General features: G+C 44.5%; 20 protein-coding genes. 13 read left to right on the forward strand and 7 right to left on the reverse strand.

The window, feature by feature from the left end; translation table 11 throughout:
* Window positions 1–26 precede the first annotated feature (26 nt).
* The gene (locus tag ACXX53_RS15935; RefSeq protein ID WP_458569823.1) at window positions 27–791 is read right to left on the reverse strand and encodes a DeoR/GlpR family DNA-binding transcription regulator; all 765 of its coding nucleotides are present in this window, start codon (window positions 789–791) and stop codon (window positions 27–29) included.
* A 441-nt stretch (window positions 792–1232) separates the two neighbouring features.
* On the opposite strand from ACXX53_RS15935, the gene murA reads away from it, so the two are divergent.
* From murA to ACXX53_RS15950, 3 genes are all read left to right on the forward strand, one after another.
* Window positions 1233–2534 (forward strand): UDP-N-acetylglucosamine 1-carboxyvinyltransferase, encoded by a 1302-nt coding sequence (gene murA, locus ACXX53_RS15940; RefSeq protein ID WP_458569657.1) that lies wholly within the window; start codon window positions 1233–1235, stop codon window positions 2532–2534.
* Window positions 2535–2741: 207 nt separating this feature from the next.
* A complete protein-coding gene (locus tag ACXX53_RS15945) occupies window positions 2742–3113 on the forward strand; it encodes a DUF5412 domain-containing protein (RefSeq protein ID WP_458569658.1) in 372 nt (123 codons plus the stop codon).
* 875 nt (window positions 3114–3988) lie between these two features.
* Complete coding sequence (locus tag ACXX53_RS15950) at window positions 3989–4993, forward strand: Gfo/Idh/MocA family protein (protein ID WP_458569659.1); 1005 nt, start codon at window positions 3989–3991, stop codon at window positions 4991–4993.
* Between the two features lie 66 nt (window positions 4994–5059).
* Here the strand turns inward: ACXX53_RS15950 and ACXX53_RS15955 are convergent, their stop codons facing one another.
* Complete coding sequence (locus tag ACXX53_RS15955) at window positions 5060–5935, reverse strand: serine/threonine protein kinase (protein ID WP_458569660.1); 876 nt, start codon at window positions 5933–5935, stop codon at window positions 5060–5062.
* Between the two features lie 152 nt (window positions 5936–6087).
* On the opposite strand from ACXX53_RS15955, the gene ACXX53_RS15960 reads away from it, so the two are divergent.
* The 5 genes from ACXX53_RS15960 (at window position 6088) to ACXX53_RS15980 (ending at window position 10960) form a co-directional block, all read left to right on the forward strand.
* Window positions 6088–6774, forward strand: a complete 687-nt coding sequence (locus tag ACXX53_RS15960; protein ID WP_458569661.1) for a PIG-L deacetylase family protein — start codon at window positions 6088–6090, stop codon at window positions 6772–6774.
* A gap of 115 nt (window positions 6775–6889) precedes the next feature.
* Window positions 6890–8584, forward strand: a complete 1695-nt coding sequence (locus ACXX53_RS15965; RefSeq protein WP_458569662.1) for a M3 family oligoendopeptidase — start codon at window positions 6890–6892, stop codon at window positions 8582–8584.
* Window positions 8585–8743: 159 nt separating this feature from the next.
* Window positions 8744–9076, forward strand: a complete 333-nt coding sequence (locus ACXX53_RS15970; protein WP_458569663.1) for a DUF1904 family protein — start codon at window positions 8744–8746, stop codon at window positions 9074–9076.
* Window positions 9077–9188: 112 nt separating this feature from the next.
* On the forward strand, window positions 9189–9641 hold the full coding sequence (locus ACXX53_RS15975) for an NUDIX domain-containing protein (RefSeq protein ID WP_458569824.1): 453 nt from the start codon (window positions 9189–9191) through the stop codon (window positions 9639–9641).
* A gap of 107 nt (window positions 9642–9748) precedes the next feature.
* On the forward strand, window positions 9749–10960 hold the full coding sequence (locus ACXX53_RS15980; RefSeq protein ID WP_458569664.1) for an MFS transporter: 1212 nt from the start codon (window positions 9749–9751) through the stop codon (window positions 10958–10960).
* Between the two features lie 121 nt (window positions 10961–11081).
* Here ACXX53_RS15980 and ACXX53_RS15985 read toward each other — a convergent pair whose 3' ends face one another.
* Window positions 11082–11564 (reverse strand): NUDIX hydrolase, encoded by a 483-nt coding sequence (locus tag ACXX53_RS15985; protein ID WP_458569665.1) that lies wholly within the window; start codon window positions 11562–11564, stop codon window positions 11082–11084.
* A 104-nt stretch (window positions 11565–11668) separates the two neighbouring features.
* On the reverse strand, window positions 11669–12148 hold the full coding sequence (locus ACXX53_RS15990; RefSeq protein WP_458569666.1) for a VOC family protein: 480 nt from the start codon (window positions 12146–12148) through the stop codon (window positions 11669–11671).
* Window positions 12149–12270: 122 nt separating this feature from the next.
* Between ACXX53_RS15990 and ACXX53_RS15995 the strand changes: the two genes are divergently transcribed.
* A complete protein-coding gene (locus tag ACXX53_RS15995) occupies window positions 12271–12762 on the forward strand; it encodes a hypothetical protein (RefSeq protein WP_458569667.1) in 492 nt (163 codons plus the stop codon).
* 87 nt (window positions 12763–12849) lie between these two features.
* On the forward strand, window positions 12850–13218 hold the full coding sequence (locus ACXX53_RS16000; RefSeq protein WP_458569668.1) for a DUF4180 domain-containing protein: 369 nt from the start codon (window positions 12850–12852) through the stop codon (window positions 13216–13218).
* A gap of 71 nt (window positions 13219–13289) precedes the next feature.
* Here the strand turns inward: ACXX53_RS16000 and ACXX53_RS16005 are convergent, their stop codons facing one another.
* The 3 genes from ACXX53_RS16005 to ACXX53_RS16015 all read right to left on the reverse strand — a co-directional run bounded on the left by ACXX53_RS16005 (window position 13290) and on the right by ACXX53_RS16015 (window position 16457).
* Window positions 13290–13727 carry a hypothetical protein gene (locus ACXX53_RS16005; protein ID WP_458569669.1) on the reverse strand — a complete coding sequence of 146 codons (438 nt, stop codon included), beginning with the start codon at window positions 13725–13727 and terminating at the stop codon, window positions 13290–13292.
* A 40-nt stretch (window positions 13728–13767) separates the two neighbouring features.
* Complete coding sequence (locus ACXX53_RS16010; RefSeq protein WP_458569670.1) at window positions 13768–16101, reverse strand: helix-turn-helix domain-containing protein; 2334 nt, start codon at window positions 16099–16101, stop codon at window positions 13768–13770.
* A 101-nt stretch (window positions 16102–16202) separates the two neighbouring features.
* Window positions 16203–16457, reverse strand: coding sequence for a hypothetical protein (locus ACXX53_RS16015; protein WP_458569671.1), 255 nt, complete (start codon window positions 16455–16457; stop codon window positions 16203–16205).
* On the opposite strand from ACXX53_RS16015, the gene ACXX53_RS16020 reads away from it, so the two are divergent.
* Genes ACXX53_RS16020 through ACXX53_RS16030 form a run of 3 tightly spaced genes read left to right on the forward strand, consistent with a single transcriptional unit; the run spans window position 16456 to window position 19879 of the window.
* Window positions 16456–17355 (forward strand): ABC transporter permease, encoded by a 900-nt coding sequence (locus tag ACXX53_RS16020; RefSeq protein WP_458569672.1) that lies wholly within the window; start codon window positions 16456–16458, stop codon window positions 17353–17355. The genes ACXX53_RS16015 and ACXX53_RS16020 overlap by 2 nt on opposite strands.
* Window positions 17356–17367: 12 nt before the next feature.
* On the forward strand, window positions 17368–18237 hold the full coding sequence (locus tag ACXX53_RS16025) for a carbohydrate ABC transporter permease (RefSeq protein ID WP_458569673.1): 870 nt from the start codon (window positions 17368–17370) through the stop codon (window positions 18235–18237).
* 58 nt (window positions 18238–18295) lie between these two features.
* Window positions 18296–19879, forward strand: a complete 1584-nt coding sequence (locus ACXX53_RS16030) for an ABC transporter substrate-binding protein (protein WP_458569674.1) — start codon at window positions 18296–18298, stop codon at window positions 19877–19879.
* The last annotated feature ends 15 nt before the right edge of the window (window positions 19880–19894 follow it).

Genomic DNA, 19894 nt, shown 5'->3' on the forward strand with positions numbered 1-19894 from the left:
GGTTTTGTGCATGGTAATGGGGGATATTACATTGGTGCTACAATTACACTCACTCCGGCGGCCTTGATCCGCTCAATCGCGTCAGGATCGGCATCCTCATCCGTAATTAACAGGTCGAGTTCTTGGATCGATCCAGATCTCGTGAATCCGTTCACTCCGATCACTTGGTGCGTTGCTAAGCCGATACGGCGGCGGGAGACGGAAGAAACAGTTCTGCCGAATGCAGCAACTTCAGGAGTTGCAACACTAATGCCTTGCTCAGATACTCCACCTCCGGTAATAAAGCATAAGTCGATATTGAATTGACGTATAAATTCACTGGCCAACGCATCGGTTATGTTGCCTGACGGCTTGACACGTCCTCCGATTAAATAGGTATCGATCCACTCATGCTCCCGCAATGCTTCAGCCACATGCATACAGTTCGTCATAATTGTCAGCGGCATTTTGTCCGGTAAATGCTTAAGTAATGCATAGTGTGTGGAGGAGCTCCCGATGAATACTGTATCGTGCTTGTGAATATAGGAAACAGCTGCTTTCGCGATGGCGTCGGCTTGCGGAGAGCTATCACCATATCTTTCAGATGGCGGTCGGGGTGCTGAGCGAACATTCGCTGCAGGTATAGCCCCTCCATGCGTTTTTTTCAGAAGCCCCTGCTCCTCCATAATGTTGAGATCCCGTCGAATGGAATCGATGGAGATCTGAAACTTTTCTGCGAGGTCCTTAACGAATACCCTGTGTTCCTGCTGGAGCAGTTTAAGGATCTTCTCGCGCCGTTCTTCAGCAAACAGGCTTGAAGCTTCATTTGTCACGCTAGATCACTCCTGTTTATTCATTATTACTCACGTTCAGTGCCATATTATTCCGCAATTATTGCGTTGTCAACCCAATAATTGGATATGGAGTAAATCTACTATTATAATCGAAAGAGTCCATGAGAAATTTTCTAGCAGTCTATTACTTTTGATGGATTGTATATAATGGATTCGGCTAATATGATGGGAATATGTATTGCAACCCGTTCAACACAAGCTTTAATTTTACCTAAACGGCTCTTCCTTTTTTGAAATAGGGAATGAGGGCGTAGTTTACTTTCTCACAATATATTAATTATTGTGGACTTGTATTTAATAGGAATGGGATGTAATATAATGGATGTAAATTTGCATAATCATGAATCAAAAACAGCATAATAATGAAACTATAATAGGATGAAAGTGTGGATATGGCTAATGAAATGGATTGAGGTAGAAAAAGCAGCACCTATAAATGGAAGTGTCGTTATCCCAGGAGGCAAGAATAGTTCATTGGCTCTTATACCAGCGGCGCTGTTGGGTGATAATGAAACCGTGCTGCAAGGGATACCGAATATATATGACGTACAAGCGATTGAACGAATTGGAAAGTCGATCGGGTTAAAGATCGAACGTAAATCCAATGGTGATCTTGTCGTCAATTCCGACGATGTTTTTTCTGCTGAATTGGATATTTCATTAACATCATCATATAGAGCTTCCTATTATTTTATTGGTGGATTGCTGCATAGATTTAAGAAAGTAACGCTTGGTTATCCTGGTGGCGATAACTTTGTAGACCGTCCGATTGATCAGCATATTAAGGTGTTTAAGAGCTTCGGCGCGACTGTTATTCTGGAGAATAATACGTACACGGTTGAGGCCAAGAAATTAGAAGGCTGCAGCATCTATTTTGATGTCATCACATCAGGCGCAACTATTAATGCAGTGCTGCTTGCAGCCTTAGCATCGGGTAAGACAACTCTTCGAAACTGTGCGAAAGACCCTGAGATCGTGGATGTATGCGAGATGCTGAATACAATGGGCGCAAAGATTACCGGCGCAGGAACGGATACGATATCCATAACGGGTGTTCAATCTCTAACGGGATGTACCTATAGAGTTATTCCAGACCGCTTAATTGCGGGTGCATTTCTAATGACCGTTGGCATAACAGAGGGTACCTTGATACTGGAAAATGTAATCCCTGAACATCTGAAATCATGTATAAGCAAACTTGAGGAAATAGGTATGGAGTTTGAAATTGGTGATGATAAGATCATCGCTTACGGCGGCAATACGATTAGAGCTACTCGAATTCGAACAGGAATGTATCCGATATTTAATTCAGATATACAGCAGCCGATGACTAGCCTTCTCTTGAAGGCAAAGGGAAAGAGTATTATTGCTGATAAAGTTTATCCACATCGATATAATCATCTGGCACAGCTGGGAAGATTAGGCGCAGAGTATCAGTTGAGAAAGGGAGTTGCTCGCATTACAGGCGGTAAGGAACTTCATGGCAACATGGTTCATGCTACGGATGTTCGTGCAGGTACATCACTCATCTTAGCCGGGCTGATGGCGGAGGGTGTTACCACGATTACGGGAATCGAGCATATTGAACGAGGTTATGAAGATGTAGTCAAGCTCTATGCAAGCGCGGGAATCACTCTTAGAAAATGTGAAGGTGAGTTCAACAGCAATATAATCGGCGGCGATCAAATCACAATAGCATAAGATGCAATCTGATAATTTGTAACTCCAGCCTTCGCGCTGGAGTTTTTTTGCAAGCTTATTACCTGTTTATCATTTACATATATTCAGTGGCGAAGAAGCGAAGCTTCAAGCTAATATGCAGGCTATTCTGGATAAGCCCTGATAGACTTCTTTATCGGTTCTGTGCATACTTTCGGAAATGCATAATGCAATAAGAGGGGAGAAAACATGCGAAATAATAAAAAACTGCTTTTTGTAGTGCTGCTCCCAATCACGATAGTCGCTTGCTTAATAGGTTATGGCTGGTATTGGGCGTTCTACGACATTAATAGGCTTACAGGTGGCGAAATCATCACACAATCGACCTCGCCTAATGGTACGTATACAGTAAAGGCGTATCTTAACAGTGGTGGGGCAACAACAGATTTCGCTGTCAGAGGGCAACTCTTCTTTAATAAGAGTTCACATAAACCGAAAAATATATATTGGCAATACAGAGAACAAACTGCGGATATCACTTGGCTAGATGATGATACAGTTAACATAAATGGTCATGTTTTGAATCTTCCAGATGATGTATATGATTACAGAAGGCATTAAAAACTGTCCCTTTTAGCATTTGCTTATGGATGGCAAGATGGAAGTCCTTGAATAAACATAAGCTTCTATCGTCAGAACGAAGCAGTTATCATGCGGCTAAAGGAATAGGTTGTACGATTAATGATGTAATGAAAGGAGTGTGGCAATAAAAAGGAAATTTGCACTATTTTGTCTCTGTGTGTTGATTTGCATTGGATGTACACGAATCGATAGCAACATTAATTTATATACGGATTTAAAGAGCGCGATTAAATACAAGGTTGGTGGTAAAGTTGAGATTCTACATACAAATGAGATAGATACAAACAATTTCGTTATTTATAAAGATGAATCATCAAACATTATAGGTAATACTTATTTCAAAGATCAAAATGGTATGTTTGAATATTCTAGCGATAATGAGCAATCATTTCAATTTGATATCAATAAAAAAAACAGTGATACTTTCGTTGGGCTATATACCCTCTAAATGATTATAATCAAATTATTTGGGGAGTAGTATTCGAGCCAAATGATTCGAAAGAGATTTCATTTGAGTTCTTGAATGAACTTAATGAAAACTCCTCTTTTAGAGTGCCCATAATTAATAATTCATTTTTTATCAGTCTGAATAATTCCTTCAATATAAAGAATGTTACTTCAATTAAGGTTTTTAACATAATTGGTGAAAATATAGCGACATTCAAATAGTATAATGTTCATTCTATTGTTCAGGGTTGTAACAACAGACTCCAATCATGACATGCCAATCGCTCAGAACATCCCACTTCAACATGTTATCGATAAACTTTTCATATTATTTTAGCTTTATAATTCGTTCAACTATGCTATATTGGATGCAGGTTTATGAAATTTACGATTAGGGAGAGATCATAATGTCACTGCGCATTGGTAAGATTAGCTATTGGCATGTACATGCTTGGGATTATACGAAACAAGCTGCTGAGCATCCAGACACTGAGATTGTTGCAGTATGGGATGAGCTTACAGAACGCGGGAAGGAAGCAGCCGATAAGCTGGGAGTGCCTTTCTATGAATCTTTAGATGAAATGCTCGCGAGCGATATCGACGCGGTTATTGTTGATGCGCCTACACGCATGCATCGAGATGTTATGATTGCGGCTGCCAAGGCAGGCAAGCACATCTTCACTGAGAAAGTTATTGCGCCAACCTTGCATGAGGCAAATGAAATACTGAAGGCTGTCGAAGAAGCGGGTGTTAAGCTTACCGTATCTCTTCCTCGCCTGAATGACGGATATACACTGACGATTCAACAGATTCTGGCGGAGAAGCTGTTGGGTCAGATCACGAACGTGCGAGTGCGTTTGTCGCATAACGGAGCGATTGCGAATTGGCTGCCAGACCATTTCTACAGCTTGGAGGATTGCTTAGGCGGTGCGCTGATCGACCTTGGGTGCCATCCTATGTATCTCACGGCGTTGTTCTTAGGTGAAGAGCCGATCGATGTAGCTGCTCAATACGGATACGTGACAGGCAAGCAAGTGGAAGATAACGCGGTGTCTGTGCTGAGAACGAGCTCAGGTGCAGTAGGAATCGTAGAAGCTGGCTTCGTCAATTCATATTCACCGTTTACGATCGAAGTACACGGTACTGATGGTTCGCTCTTATACGGTACTCCGGATGCAAAAATGCTGTTGCAGACAAATCGCAAAGGAGCAGAGTCCGCGGACGGATGGCAGGAGCAGCCAGTGCTTGCTAATCGTGAAAGCGCGTTCCATCAATGGGTCAACCACATTCAGAATGGAACGACAGCTGACGCAAATATCGCAGCGGCGCTGCAATTGACGAAGCTGATGGAAGCTTCTAATCGCTCGGTGCAAGAACGTCGCGCGATATCTCTGGAATCGCTGGAACAATAGGCAATAACGAATAGATAGCAGCCGGTGCGGTGAAGATAGCCTTCACTCATCGGCTGCTATATTTGTTTAGGTATGTATGCCGCATATCGCTTCGTTCCAAGCCGCAATGAAGGCCTTGATCGATGGATAACGTTCGCTTCGATCTGCGTTGACGGCTCTCTTAGCCACCTCGTACAGTGAAGGGGAGGCTTTCCACTCTTCCAAGCTGCGATCACGGTTGCTGCCTAGCAGCTCATATGCCGTCGCGCCCATTGTGAATACATTTGTAATCTCATCGATCACTGCGCCCTGTTCGAACTCTTCAGGTGACATGAAGCGAGAAGAGCCCCACATTCTGCCCATCGTGTTGATGTACGGCGCTCTGTGATAGAAGTCGATATCACATATCGTAGTCTTGTGCGTATTGAAGTCATACATGATGCTGCCGTCATAGAAATCGATGGCGACATAACCGCTTTCGGCAACAGTCTGATGCAGACTGAAAATGGTCTGGAGGCAGTTCAGCTTATGCTTCATTTCCAGCTGCTCGAATCGATAATTTGGCGATTGGGGATGTGTGTATTTCGGATACTTGTCAAAGTTCCAGTGCGCATGCAGGGATTCGCCCTCTGCCCATTTATATACCGCTGCATATCCACTGCCATATTCAGCATGTTCAAGCAATTGGATCAGAGCAGGATGCTGGATATCCTCATATACGGAGATCGAATGCTTCAGACCTGCAACGGCATCTTCAATACTACCCTTATAATGAATCGTAGGTGCTCCTGCATACTTGATAAATAATTTCTCATTTCCGCTCTGTACGCCGAAGCATAGATTGCCGGAATCCTGCTGATCGAATACAGCAAATACTTCTCCATAACTCGTAAGCCAGTCGAAATCATGATCATTCTTGAGCGTGAACGAGATCCCGTCAATACATTTCTCCATACTTGTCATTCATACACCTCACTATTTCTTGTTTATACGCATAATGAAGTTTCGTAGCGAAATGGCATAATTGCGGCTTAGCATAGATAGTGATGAACATGGTACAATAATCCTGTTAAACTTGCAATAACATTATGGGTATCGGAAAGGGGAAATCACACATGTCCACAACGGTTGCCTTCATATTTGCGCATCCCGATGATGAAACGTTCTCTTCGTCATGTTTAATTCGTGAAATCGTTGCACGCGGCGGCAATCCCGTATTGCTAAGTGCTACACGCGGGGATGCAGGCAAGACCGGTCTGCTGGCGCCGATGAGCAAGCAGGAGCTCGCCGTTATTCGTGAGCAGGAGCTGAAGACAGCGTGCGAAATATTAGGGATGACGACGATAGAGCACTTGGGATATCCGGACGGACAGGTGAGTCAGGTGCCTCGAGAAGAGCTGGTGCAGCATATTGAGAAATTTATTGAAGTGCATCAAGCGGATATCGTCATCACGTTCCCGGCGGATGGTGTCAGCGGGCATGCCGATCATATTGCGGTGCATCATGCGGTCAATGAAGCGATTATGAACGGGCACTGTCCAAGTGTGAAGAAGCTTTACTATTGCACACCGGTGCTGCCGGAAGATCGTCATAAAGTGACAATTATGCACGATATTACGCCTCATTGGGAGTGGAAGGCTCGCGCGTTGCAAGCGCATGAATCGCAGATTTTCTCCGTACAGCGGGTATTCCCGAATTTGCCTGAGATGCCAAGCTTGGGAGCGATGCGGACTGAGGCATTTACATTAGTATGGGAAAACGGCAAGCTGTCCGAGGGCAAACAAGAAGACTTTATCTTTTAGTCGAAAGTAGATCATCCCATAATAAAACTTAATTATATTAGAAGTTTATGGAATCTTAATGTCGTCATCTAGTATAATAGAAGGTACTTTATGCAGAGAGGAAGCGTAATAATCAATGAAATTTACTGAATATCCGTACAAACGCCCTGAGCTAAGTGAAATTGTAGAACGGTTCAAACAATTGTTGGATCAGTTCAATAGCGCAAGCAGCTTCGAAGAGCAGGACAAAGCGATGACCGACATCAATGCCTTGCGCCGTAACATGGATACGCAAGCCACGATTGTCAGCGTTCGTCACTCCATCGATACGAATGATGAGTTCTACAAGGCTGAACAGGAGTACATGGACGAGTCGGGGCCGATCATTCAGGAGTACATAACGAATTATTATGAGGCGCTCGTGAATTCGAAGTTCCGTTCCGAACTCGAGAAGAAATGGGGCAGCCAACTGTTCCGCTTGGCAGAACTATCGCTGAAGACATTCAGCCCTGAGATCATTGAAGATCTGCAGCTCGAGAACAAATTGACGACGGAGTATTCCCAATTGATCGCATCCGCCAAGATTCCGTTCGAAGGCGAGGAGCGGACCTTAGCTCAATTGACACCGTTCGAAACGTCAAAGGATCGTGATATGCGCCGCCGCGCGTTTGAAGCTCGCTATCAGTTTATGGCTGAGCATGAAGCTGACTTCGACCGCATCTATGATGACCTTGTCAAAGTACGGACGAAGATGGCGAAGAAGCTTGGCTTTACGAACTATGTTGAGCTCGGCTACGCGCGTATGTCCCGTACGGACTATAATGCAGAGATGGTTGCTAACTTCCGTCAGCAGGTACTTGATAATATCGTTCCTGTAGCTACTAAGCTGAAGGAACGTCAACGTGCTCGGATTGAACTGGACCAATTGAAATTTTACGATGAAAGCTTAATATTCAAGTCTGGTAATGCAACGCCGAAGGGCGATCCGGAATGGATCGTGGCGAATGGCAGCAAGATGTATTCTGAATTGGCACCAGAGATGAATGAGTTCTTCAGCTTTATGGTGGACAACGACTTGATGGATCTAGTTAGCAAGAAAGGCAAGCAGGGCGGAGGATATTGCACATTCTTCCCTGAATACGGCGCACCGTTCATCTTCTCGAACTTCAATGGAACATCAGGCGATATCGATGTGTTGACACATGAAGCGGGTCATGCGTTCCAGTGCTATGAGAGCAGAAAATTCGAAGTGCCGGAGTATAATTTCCCTACTTATGAAGCGTGCGAGATTCATTCGATGAGCATGGAGTTCTTCACTTGGCCGTGGATGGAGCTGTTCTTCAAGGAAGATACGGAGAAGTATAAGTTCATGCATTTGGCTGATGCGCTGCTATTCATTCCTTACGGTGTATCTGTGGATGAATTCCAACATTTCGTATATGAGAATCCAGAAGCGACTCCTGAAGAGCGCAAAGCGGCATGGAGCAGAATCGAGCGCAAGTACCTGCCGCACCGCGACTATGACGGCAATAGCTATCTGGAACATGGCGGCTTCTGGCAGAAGCAAGGCCACATCTTCCAAACGCCGTTCTATTATATCGACTATACCTTGGCTCAATTGTGCGCATTCCAGTTCTGGAAGCGCCTGAACGAGAACTATGAAGCAGCATGGGCGGACTACTTGAAGCTCTGCCAGGTAGGCGGTAGCCAATCGTTCGTAGAGCTGGTGAAGTATGCGGGACTCATCTCGCCGTTTGAAGATGGCTGCATATCCTCCGTGATCGGGGATATTGAAGGCTGGTTGAACAGCGTGGATGATAAAGCGCTGTAATTGTATATCATCTGAACAAGGCGTTCCTTGAGCATCTCCGTGCTTGAGGAATGCCTTTTATCGATTATGCAGCATCGCCAGTAGGACAATAGGATTGGAATACGCTATAATTACGGGGATAGATCAGTTACATAAGCTAATGCGAAAAGGAGAATACATATGCCACACATAATCGTTCGCGGAATTGAGGCTGAACAGATGCGTGCGATCAGCACTTCAATGGTGCAAGAACTAGCCGAGCTATGTGAATGCGGTACGGATAATTTCACGATTGAATGCTTACACTCGACGGCCGTGTTTGAAGGGCAGTTAACAGCAAGCTTTCCATTTATAGAAGTAGGATGGTTTGAACGAGGTCAGGCAACACGCGACCGCTTTGCAGAAGCGGTAACGAAGCATGTGTTGTCCGTAGGAGTGCCTGAGGTGGAGGTTGTATTTGTAACTTACCGAGAGGATAGTTATTATATCAACGGGAAGAACTGTTTGGAGTAGATGGTCGCAGTCATTAGATCTGTTCTGCATGTACAATGATGTATTTCATGTAGAGTGATTGAACAGGGGGCAGAGAGGTAAAGTGAGTAAAGCAGCGTGTGATTTCTACACCATGTGTATCGTTCAGGATAAGGATCGTGTACTCCTGTTGAACCGCCCAAGTAAACGCGGCTTCCCTGGATATCTAGGACCAGGTGGAAAAGTAGAGTGCTCGGAAAGCATTGCAGAAGCGGTTGTTCGTGAGTTAAGGGAAGAAACGGGCTTAATCGTGAAAGAAGAGGATCTGATCTATAAAGGTATAGATGGATTTGTGGTGCCTGACACGAATTATCGAGGCATCGTGTTTAATTACATCGTCCATAAGTATGAGGGAGAGCTGCTTCAGGATCCGCCTGAAGGTGAATTGTTATGGGTAGATATCCAAGAAGCAATGTCATTGCCTATGCAGCCTTGGTTTAAACGCAGATTCCCCTTGTTCTTTGAGCCAGGGACGTTCGAGATCAATGAGGTATGGGATGAAACGGCGCAGCAATCGCTTGAAGTAAAAGTGTACTCTCTCTCATAGTCTAGGAAAATGGTTATGTCGAAGGCGGACATGTGAATATATAAGCAATCATACAATGAAATAGCATAGTTATAGCAGCACTTCACCTATAGGATGTATCGTACCATTTGAGAAAAGTTGGTGATGGGGTGAACAGCAGGCTTTTTTTTCTGGTCATTGTCTTTATGTTCTGGTTCTCGTCTTACATCTATGTACCTGTGCTGGGACCGTATATTGAACATTTGGGGGCATCGTACACGCTCGTAGGCATGGTGCTTGGGGTATATGGACTTATGCAAATATTATTTCGTATGCCCATTGGCATTGGATCGGATTATTGGAATAGACGGAAGCCATTCATCCTGCTCGGGCTGGTTGCTACCCTCGTCAGCTGTATCATGTTTGCTTGGTCGGATCAGCTTGGTTGGGCGTTTGCGGCAAGAGCAGTATCGGGCATCGCGGCTTCAGCGTGGGTTGTGTACGCGGTTATGTTCTCTGGGTATTATCCACAGGAGGATGCAGGCAAGGCGATGAGCCTGATGCAGTTCACGACCGTGCTCGCGCAGCTGGTGAGCATGATGATCAGCGGGGCAATCGTGGAAAGATGGGGCTGGCAGATGCCGTTCATCGTTGGCGGCGTCGTGTCAGCCTTGGCGATCGTATTGGCGCTGCGGTTGCCAGAGCAGCGGGTTGAACGAGCTGGGGGATCGATGTCGCTCAAGGATCTCGTTCCGGTTATGAAGGAGCCGATGCTGCTCAAGGTTTCCATACTATCCGTAATGGCGCATTGTGTATTGTTCATCACGATGTTCGGCTATACTCCGAACCAGGCGATCGCGATCGGTGCCAGCCCCGAAAGCCTCGGCTGGCTGACGATCGCCTTCATGGCGCCGCACGCGGCAGCGACGCTGTTCGCCGCGCGGCTCGCCGGCAGAACGCTTGGCGACCGCGCAGCGCTTATGCTTGGCTTTGGCGGCAGCGCCTTATTCACGCTGCTCATCCCAGCCGCGCCGACGCTCGGCTGGCTGTGCGCGACCCAAGCGCTCAATGGCTTCGCGCAGGGTCTGTTGTTTCCACTGCTGCTGGGCAAGTCAGTGGAAGGAATTGAACCTGCCAAGCGTGCCACAGCAATGGGCGTCTATCAGGCGGTTTATGCTATCGGGATGTCATCCGGCCCTTGGTTAGCCGGATGGATCAGCTCGCAGTACGGCTTGGCAGGCGGCTTCCGCTTCGGGGCGGCCGCAGCTCTATGCGCTGCGATACTCGCATTCTTCTGGATCGGACGACGCGAAACCAGCGGGAAGAGCCGAACGACAAGAAAGGGCGAAGTATCAGTTTAGATGAGAAAGGTGCAGTATAAGGGCTTAAGAGAGCCGTTATACTGCACCTTTTGACGTGGTGAACTATTATTGCCTGCTCATGTATAGACTGGTCACCATGACTATTATCAGGATCAGATGCTTATACCGTTCTGTCCAGCTTTAACTCGAACTCGGGTTTCGTTTTGTATTCCAAGTAGCGCACATTGCCGTCAAACTCTACATAAGCCTGATAGCGCGTGCGGATCGCTGGAGATTCGATCATATCTAGTACGATCTCCTTCTCAACCCAGCGGCTGTCAGTCGTTTCATCCGAGGTGCACAATTGTCCGTCGACAGGCTTGCACACAAAGTCGAACATTACCTTGGTTGGCACATCGGTAACACCGTCATGCCATTTATACATCGCAGTATTCGAATAAATGCCGATCAAATGAGATACAACAACGTCTATACCGCTTTCTTCTTTGATTTCTCTGATTAAGGCGTCTATGAGATTCTCTCCGACCTCAACCTGTCCTCCAGGATATACCCAACCGTCGTGATGGGTCTTCACCAGCAGAATACGTCCTTGTTCATCTTCAACGAAACCGCCTACAGCTGCGATATGAGTGGGCATTGCCACGCTGATTACCTCCTGACATCCTGTTATTAGTGTATGTCTATAGCTAATATTCGAGTTTGTTAGATGTATTCCTGTAAGATAAAAGTAATCTTTGTATTATCGGCTCAAGAACCTCGAATTTCCGAGATGATGGAGCTGTTGAAATGCACGCCTCTTTCTTCGACCGCCCGAAAATAGTGCCCGTCCGGATCATAAAAGGTGAAATAACCGAAATCAATAGTAAATACAGGTTCTTTATCAATATGGGCTCCTGCTTGTTTAATCCGTTCATGCAAAGCAAGCAAATCATTCGTTAATATCTCAATCATCGTAACATGCCCCGTGCTGCTTGTGATAAAGAATGAACGAGGAAATACAAACTTCAATTGTGTGACATCTTCCGGTTTGGTTTCCATCAAAAAAATACCCGGACCGTTTCCATTTTTCAATGCAACATGAGCCTCACCAAACTGAAAATCTGCTGAATTCAATTCATAGCCCAACACATTGCAATAAAAATCTACCGACTTTTTCAAATCCGTGACTGGAAATCTCATGCAACAGTAACCACGTACATCTGCATCATTCGTTTTTTTGCTCAACATATTCAACAGACTCCTTTATAAATAGCTTTTTTCATCTCGAACCTCCTTGAAGGATATAAGATGATTACAGTTAAATACTAATATAAATGTTATAATATAACATCAAAAAGAGGTGCTTCTACTTGAATAAAGGTAAGAAAATGACAAGAAAGCGGATCAAATCCGGAATAATAGCAGCTATTTTTCTATCACTTTTAATTTGGTACTACATACCACAGAATAGCATCTCTCAGATTACAGTAATCGCCAGACAAGATGATATCGACCAGCAAGCAGAAGTTCATTTACAATTGAAAATAATGAAGAGGATCTTATCTGAAAACAAAGTTGTAGGGACTGTGATCGTTAATGGAGTAAGCTACGATGTCAATAGTCGGCGCCAAGTTTCATCTACCTTTGACATTACGGATTGGATAAATATTGGTGAGATTGTTGACAAGTTACGCGGGAACAAATACACCCTATCTGATGTATATTATGATCATAATTTGAATCGTTTTAAAGAAAATATCTCAATTGATTTGGATGAGCATTATAACTTTATTAGTGGAGTCATTCGTAATGATAATCCTATATACTTACTAACACTGCAATCGCAGAATTTGGTGGACTAAGTATTTGCTGATATTTAATAAATATGAACTATTCTCAGCAGTTATGGGTATAATTAAATGAACTTATAAGCAAAGGTTGGAATGACAATGAACATAATAGTAGACCAAAAGGGGACTTTTAAAGTCGCCGTAGTAGAAAGCTCTGATATTATCATACGGGATGTTCAAGATGCGCTGGATTTAATGGCTTCTATTAAGTACGAAAGTGATTGCCATAAAATATTAATTAACAAATCAAACGTAACGGAGGATTTCTTCGAGCTAAGAACCAAGCTTGCGGGGGAGATCCTGCAGAAATATGTGAACTACCAAGTTAAGCTCGCTATAGTTGGAAATTTTGATGAGTATGACAGTAAGAGTTTGAAGGACTTTATATATGAGTGCAATCAAGGCAAGCAGGTATTCTTCTTAAAGGATAAGGAGGCTGCACTTCAAGCACTTCACAGTGTGAATTAAATGAATAATCCAGATGAACCGTCATTTCGAATGGCGGTTTTTCAATTTAAGCGAACTAAAAAACGCCCATTTTAGGGCGTTCCTAAAATGGAAAGCAGCTTTTTAGTGTCTTCCTTTGAAACTTTCCCGAACTTGTTATGTCCTTCAATAATCACTTCTAATATGTCTTTCTTCGGTGACAGCCAAACGGAATACGTTACGGGTTCATAGCTAATTGTTCGGTCGATGTTGACGGTTAGAATTTGATAATCAGGTTGACGAATCATTTCTACTTTTGCGTTTTCCCAAGGCACATTTTCTAATATATCCATTACCGTTTTAACCGTTTCATGATCTTCAATTTTCATATAAACCTTGTAACGCTGCCCTTCAGGTTTACTGATATGAAGATTCAGATTTTGTTCAAATGATACTTCTTTTGGTACTTCTTTTGATGCTTCTTGTTGATTACAAGCGACTACGATATTCAAAATAAGCAGCAGAAGTCCAGCTATAAACAACTTTCTCATACTTTGCCCCCTGACTATTTATCACTCAATCTGCTACGCACTATTCGTCTCTGGTCTTAACAGCCTTTAGTCTGTATTCCGTTAGCGAGACGCCAAAATACTTTTTAAAGGTCGTATAGAAATAATTCGACTTTTCCATGCCGCAGTTTTCCAAAATATCGTGGATGGGCATGCTGCTGTTTTCTAGATAATATTTGATCTGCTCCATGCGGACCGTCGAGATGTATTCGGCCACGGATTTGCCTGTTGTTTGCTTAAACAGCTTACCAAGATAAACGGACGATAAAGACAAGGCTTCCGCACAATGGGCAAGCGAGAGGTTTTTATCCGCATAATGGGTATGGATGAGCTCAATGACGGCGTCGACGATCTCATTTTTTTTCTTGCTTTTGGACCCGCTTTTCAAATGGATGATTTCATCGATCAAGCCGAAAAACGCATGTTCGATTTCCTTCAGCGTTTCCATGCCGGTTACTTTGCCGAGAAAATCGATAGAGATGTAATTCAGCTTGGATGGCGTACCATCCACGATATGATGCAAAGAATTGTAAATCGAATAAAACAAATAGATGATCGAAGACATGATGTTGTCATAGGTGGAACTCTCGATCGCTTGGATGATTTCCTTATATTTGTCTTTCGCCGCGTCGCCTTTACCCAATTTCAAAAAGTCGATCAGCTGTTTCTCTTTGGACGTTGGAAAGACGAAGTGGCTGCCATCGACATTGAGCAATATATCCGGCGTGAGAATGCTGAGGTGCCCATATTTGATCCGGTACATCGACAGGCTAAGCGTATCCTCGTATATGTTTTTGATATGTTCGGATGATTCAATCACGTAGCCCAGCGTTCCGGATATCGAAATGTTCAAATGCTGTTGAACCTGAATTTGAATGTCGGAAACGATGGCGTGGAACGTTTCGTACAACAGCTTTGGGTCGAAAGGCCGCTCATGCAGGTCCGCCAGAACTATAAACTGGTCGGAATCGTTCACGATCACTTCGTTTCGGCAATAAACGGAAGTAAGTTCTTTGGCGATATTAGCGATCGCGTATTTATATAGGGCTCTGTCCTTCTCATTGTGTTTGTCAACGAACTGTTTGTGGTAGTCGATTTTTAATGCGTAAATAAACAGACGGCTTGCAAAATCAACTTCGATATTGTGCTCTTTTTTTGGAACGCCGGACTTGAAGTTCGGAATATTGCTCTGGCCGCTCAGTACGTTTTTCAAATACTCGTTCTTCAAGAGGGGGGCGCTGTTTCGATTCATGCTTTCCAAATAAGCCACTTTATCTATGATGCCGCTGAACGCGCTGGCGAGAAAGCCTACCTCATCCATGCTGCCGTCCGGTTTGCCATCTGGGTTCAGTCTTTGCTTGATGCCGTTCGTAAGCGCGCCGATCGGATGATAAAGCTTTTTGGATGCGAGATAAGCGAAAAACAAGCCCAGAAGCAGGACGATCAAACAAAACACGACGGTAATGGTTCGATTTTTTTGCACGCTCGCAAAGACGGTTTCGTACGGCGTGATGCTAAGGAACGTCCATCCAAGAGCTTGGGTATTATCATAGGAAATGACGTATTTCTTGTGGTCGAGATTTTCGAAAAACGTACCGGAAGCATCCTTGGAAACCTGAATTTTTTTGAAGTAGTTTTGATCCGCTATACTTTCCATGAACATGTCCGGCGACGGGTGACTGACGATGAGACCGCTTTCATTGACGACCAAAAACTCGCTGCCTTCGCTGCCCATTTTGGAGTCGATGGAGGAAATCGTGAGCCTCAGCCAATCGGCGTCGACATTCAATACGATCGCGCTGTTGAACGTTTCCCGATTATCGTTTGCATCGAACAAGATATACGTGTAAACGTTGGCGAATTGCTTGGTTGATCCCTCGGGCATGGAGGCTTTCCTTGGAATCGGGTAAAGATTTGGAATTTTGCTGCTTTGTGAGCCGTTCAGCATCTCAATGATTTCTTGGTCGAAGAAGTCGGAGCTGTTGTAAAACGTGTCCGACGGGGTGGCAATGATCGTATCGATTTTTTTGTTATAGATGTAGGCGGATTGGATATACGTGTTTGGAATGGCCAGGGCGCTCAACGTTCGAATCGCCTTACTTATGTTCAGGATATCTTCGGTGTTGCTGTTGGCGAAAGCAATAATAGGATTGCTCAGCGAGAGCGATTGGCTAAATTTCCTTGAGATGTTGTCCATGAATATGGCACTGTAGCTCGTTTTGGATAAAATATCGGCTTTCATTTCTTTCAGCATGGAGATGGATGAAGAGTTGTAATTGTAATACAACCTGAAAGAAAGGATCAGGATCAAGCTGATGATAATCGCCACGAAGGAGATGAGTAGTCTCGTATACATGCTTGTGCGGCTTATAAAGGAAGCTTTCCCATTCAATGCATTCGACCCTCTCTTTATCTGAACATAAATGGAATATAATGTTTATTGTATCGGATTGCGAATTAAAAAGGAACGGAAATATCCTCTTTGCTGTTAATAACATCAAATTTTAGAGAATTCTCATTTTTCTTAGAGCGGCATGATTCAAAAAATGGAGTTTCGTTCGAATGTTGTGGTTTCTTTTTTGGCGTCGTGAAATTAGGATGACCATATACCAAATCGAAATCGAGGAGATCACCGATGAGATCTGTAACGATGAAATCCGAAACCCCAAGAGTCAGCGTTCGCCGAAAAATACCTTTTTTTAGTGAAATCATGAAAAACAGAACTTTCTATGCCATGATGCTTCCCGGGCTGATCTTCATTCTCGTAATTTATTACTTGCCGATGTTCGGAGTCTTGATTGCGTTCGAGCAATACAACCCAATGAAAGGCATATTCGGGAGTCCGTGGATCGGCTTTAAAAATTTCGAGTTTCTATTCAAATCGGATGCGTTTTTTCAAATTACGTTCAATACGCTCTTCTACAACGTCATTTTCATCATTCTTGGCATCGGCCTGGCGCTCGTGTTCGCCATCTTGATCGATGAAGTCGGTAACCGCTTTCTTGGCGGAGCGTACAAAAGTATTTTGCTGCTTCCTTATTTGTTGTCTTGGGTCGTTGCCGAATATTTGTTATTTTCCTTCCTCAGCGTAGATAGAGGGATGCTGAACCAGCTTCTTCAATATATCGGAATAGAGCCTGTTCAGTGGTATACGGAACCGATATATTGGCGGTTTATTTTGCCGGCTGCGTACGTATGGAAAAACGTGGGGTATTTCTCGGTTATTTTCGCAGCAGGTATCTCCGCGATTTCCACGGAATATTACGAAGCGGCAAAAATGGATGGTGCGAACAAGTTTCAGCAAGCGATCCGAATCACGATTCCGATGCTTGCTCCGATCGCCATTACGCTCGTTCTCTTGCAAACGGGTAAAATTTTTTATGCCGCATTCGGAGATTGGGGCATGTTTTATAACCTACCCAAGGAATCGGGCGTGTTGTTCAGCTCTACCAACGTAATCGATACCTATGTATATCGGGCACTAAAAACGATGGGCGATTTCGGCATGTCCTCGGCTGTCGGATTATACCAGTCCTGCGTAGGGTTCGTTCTTGTCGTGGCGTCAAACTATTTGATTCGGCGATATGACCGAGACAGCGCTTTGTTCTAGGAGGATGAAGAGATGAATCGAATGAATGTTTCAAGAATCGTACTCAATTTGATCTTCATGGTATATTCCGTAATCTGCTTGATTCCGCTTCTAGTTGTCTTGTCCGTTTCCTTAACCGATGAACAATCTATCTTCCAGTCCGGTTACAACATCATTCCAGAGAAGTTCAGCCTTGAAGCTTATCGCTATATTTTGATGGGGAATTCCCCGATTCTTCAAGCGTACGGAGTTACCATTATAGTTACCTTGACTGGCACGCTGCTGCATCTGATCATCTCTTCGTTGTTCGCTTACAGCCTTTCCAGAAACGAGGTCAAGTACCGGAACATCGTCTCTTTTCTGGTCGTGTTTTGCCTGCTGTTCAACGGAGGATTGGTTCCTTGGTATATTCTGCTCTCGAAATACCTTCATTTGAAAGATACAATCTTCGTGCTGATCGTGCCTTACTTGGTTTCATCAATTAATGTCTTGATCATGAGAAATTTTTTCAGGACGATCCCGGAATCGATCATCGAATCCGCAAGAATCGACGGTTCAGGTGAATTCAACACGTTTGTCAAACTGGTTATTCCCTTGTCTACGCCAGTGCTGGCAACAATCGGCCTATTCGTCGCGGTGTTTTACTGGAACGATTGGTTTACAGCCGCCCTTTTCATAGAGAATAGCAAATTGTACACGCTGCAGTTTCTCTTGCAATCCATCATGAACAATATCGCGTTCCTCCAAGGAAATGCCTTGACCACTCAGGCAGCCGCAATGCAGCCAGATGAGACGGCCAGGATGGCGACATGCGTCTTGGCAGTAGGGCCGATTGTGCTCACATACCCCTTCCTGCAGAAATATTTCGCTAAAGGGCTTACACTCGGTGCAGTGAAATCTTGATAGAGGCTTTACCGGGCATCGTCCCGTATAGAATATAAAAATGGAGGTCTTGGCAGACATGGCGAAAACGAAAAAGGTATTGATCTTTATAGTCGCATTTGCGATTATGCTCGCAGGCTGCGGTTCAGGCAAGTCGAACGACTCGGCTTCACCGAGCACGACTCCGCCGGCAGATACTAAGGCGGTAGAGGATGAAAAGACTTCTTCGGATACGTTGGAGCCGGTAGAGCTGACGTATTACTTCCCGAACTCGCCGCAGAAAGATTTGCAGACCGTTGAGGATGCTCTGAACAAGCTCGTTCAGCCAAAAATCAATGCCACGATTCGTCTCAAGTTGATTGATTGGGGCGCGTATGAGGAAAAAATGAAAGTCATGATGGGTTCAGGCGAATCATTCGATCTAGCCTGGACTGCCGCAGGGTTCAATAACTATTTCCAGAACGTGGCGAACGGAGCGTACGCACCCCTGGATGAATTAATCGACAAATACGCTCCCGAAACGAAGCAAGGAATTCCCAACATGTTCTGGGATGCTGTGAAAGTAAAAGGGAAAATTTACGGCGTTCCCGTGTTTCAGCAGTCGACTGCCGGATACGGTTATTTGATCCAGAAAGCCGTAGCGGACAAGTATCAACTTGACTGGAAATCGGTTAAGCAATTATCGGATTTGACACCTTTCCTAGAAGCAGTAAAGAAGAATGAGCCGAATCTAATCCCTTGGGGTTATGCGCAGAATAGCGATCCCTTCTTAACCGCTCCGCCGATGTTCGGACTGGAAGCGTTAGGCGATTCTAAGACTCCGGGAGATATTTACTTAAATGACGGCAGCAAGGTTGTGAACCAGTACGCGACCCCGGAATTCAAAGCCTACTTAACCATGATGAGAGACTGGTTCAGCAAGGGATATTTAAGGAAAGACGCGTTAACCTTAAAAGAGAATTTAGCGGACCAAAAGGCTGGAAAGAACGCGCTTACGATAGGTCAGATCGATATCGACACCTTGGCCTTCGAGCAAGCCGGCATGGAAGCGTCGGGCAGAATGTCCAACTTCAATCCAGATGCGCCTTCTTATGATTTCCAATTCGTGAAGCCGTTGCTGACGACCGATAAGGCGGCCGCGACCATAACGGCGATTTCCGCCAGCTCCCCGAACAAGGAGAGAGCGATGATGTTTCTCAATTTGCTGAATACGGACAAGGAAATTTACAATACGCTGGTATGGGGAGTTGAAGGCAAGCATTACAAGAAAGTCGCAGACAACCGGATCGAGACGAATAAAGATGGCGGTTACCAAATTTTTGCCCCATGGGAATTCGGCAACATGTCACTAACCTATTTATTCGAAGGAGATCCAAAAGGTGGAGAGGTTGACAACAAGTTCACGAATATGTGGATCGAGCTGAACAAAAACGCGACGCCATCCAACGCGCTCGGATTTGTATTCGATTTTACGCCAGTCAAGACGGAGAAAGCGAACGTGGATGCGGTTATAGATGAGCTTTATTATGCACTTTCCAGCGGTTCTGTAGATCCTGAGAAGTACTTGCCACAATTCTTGGATAAATTGCAGCAGGCAGGTGCCGACACGATTATGGCGGAGAAGCAAAAGCAGTTAGATGCTTGGAAAGCGGAAAACAAATAAGTACCTGATCTGAGC

This window comes from Paenibacillus marinisediminis, from assembly GCF_054343325.1.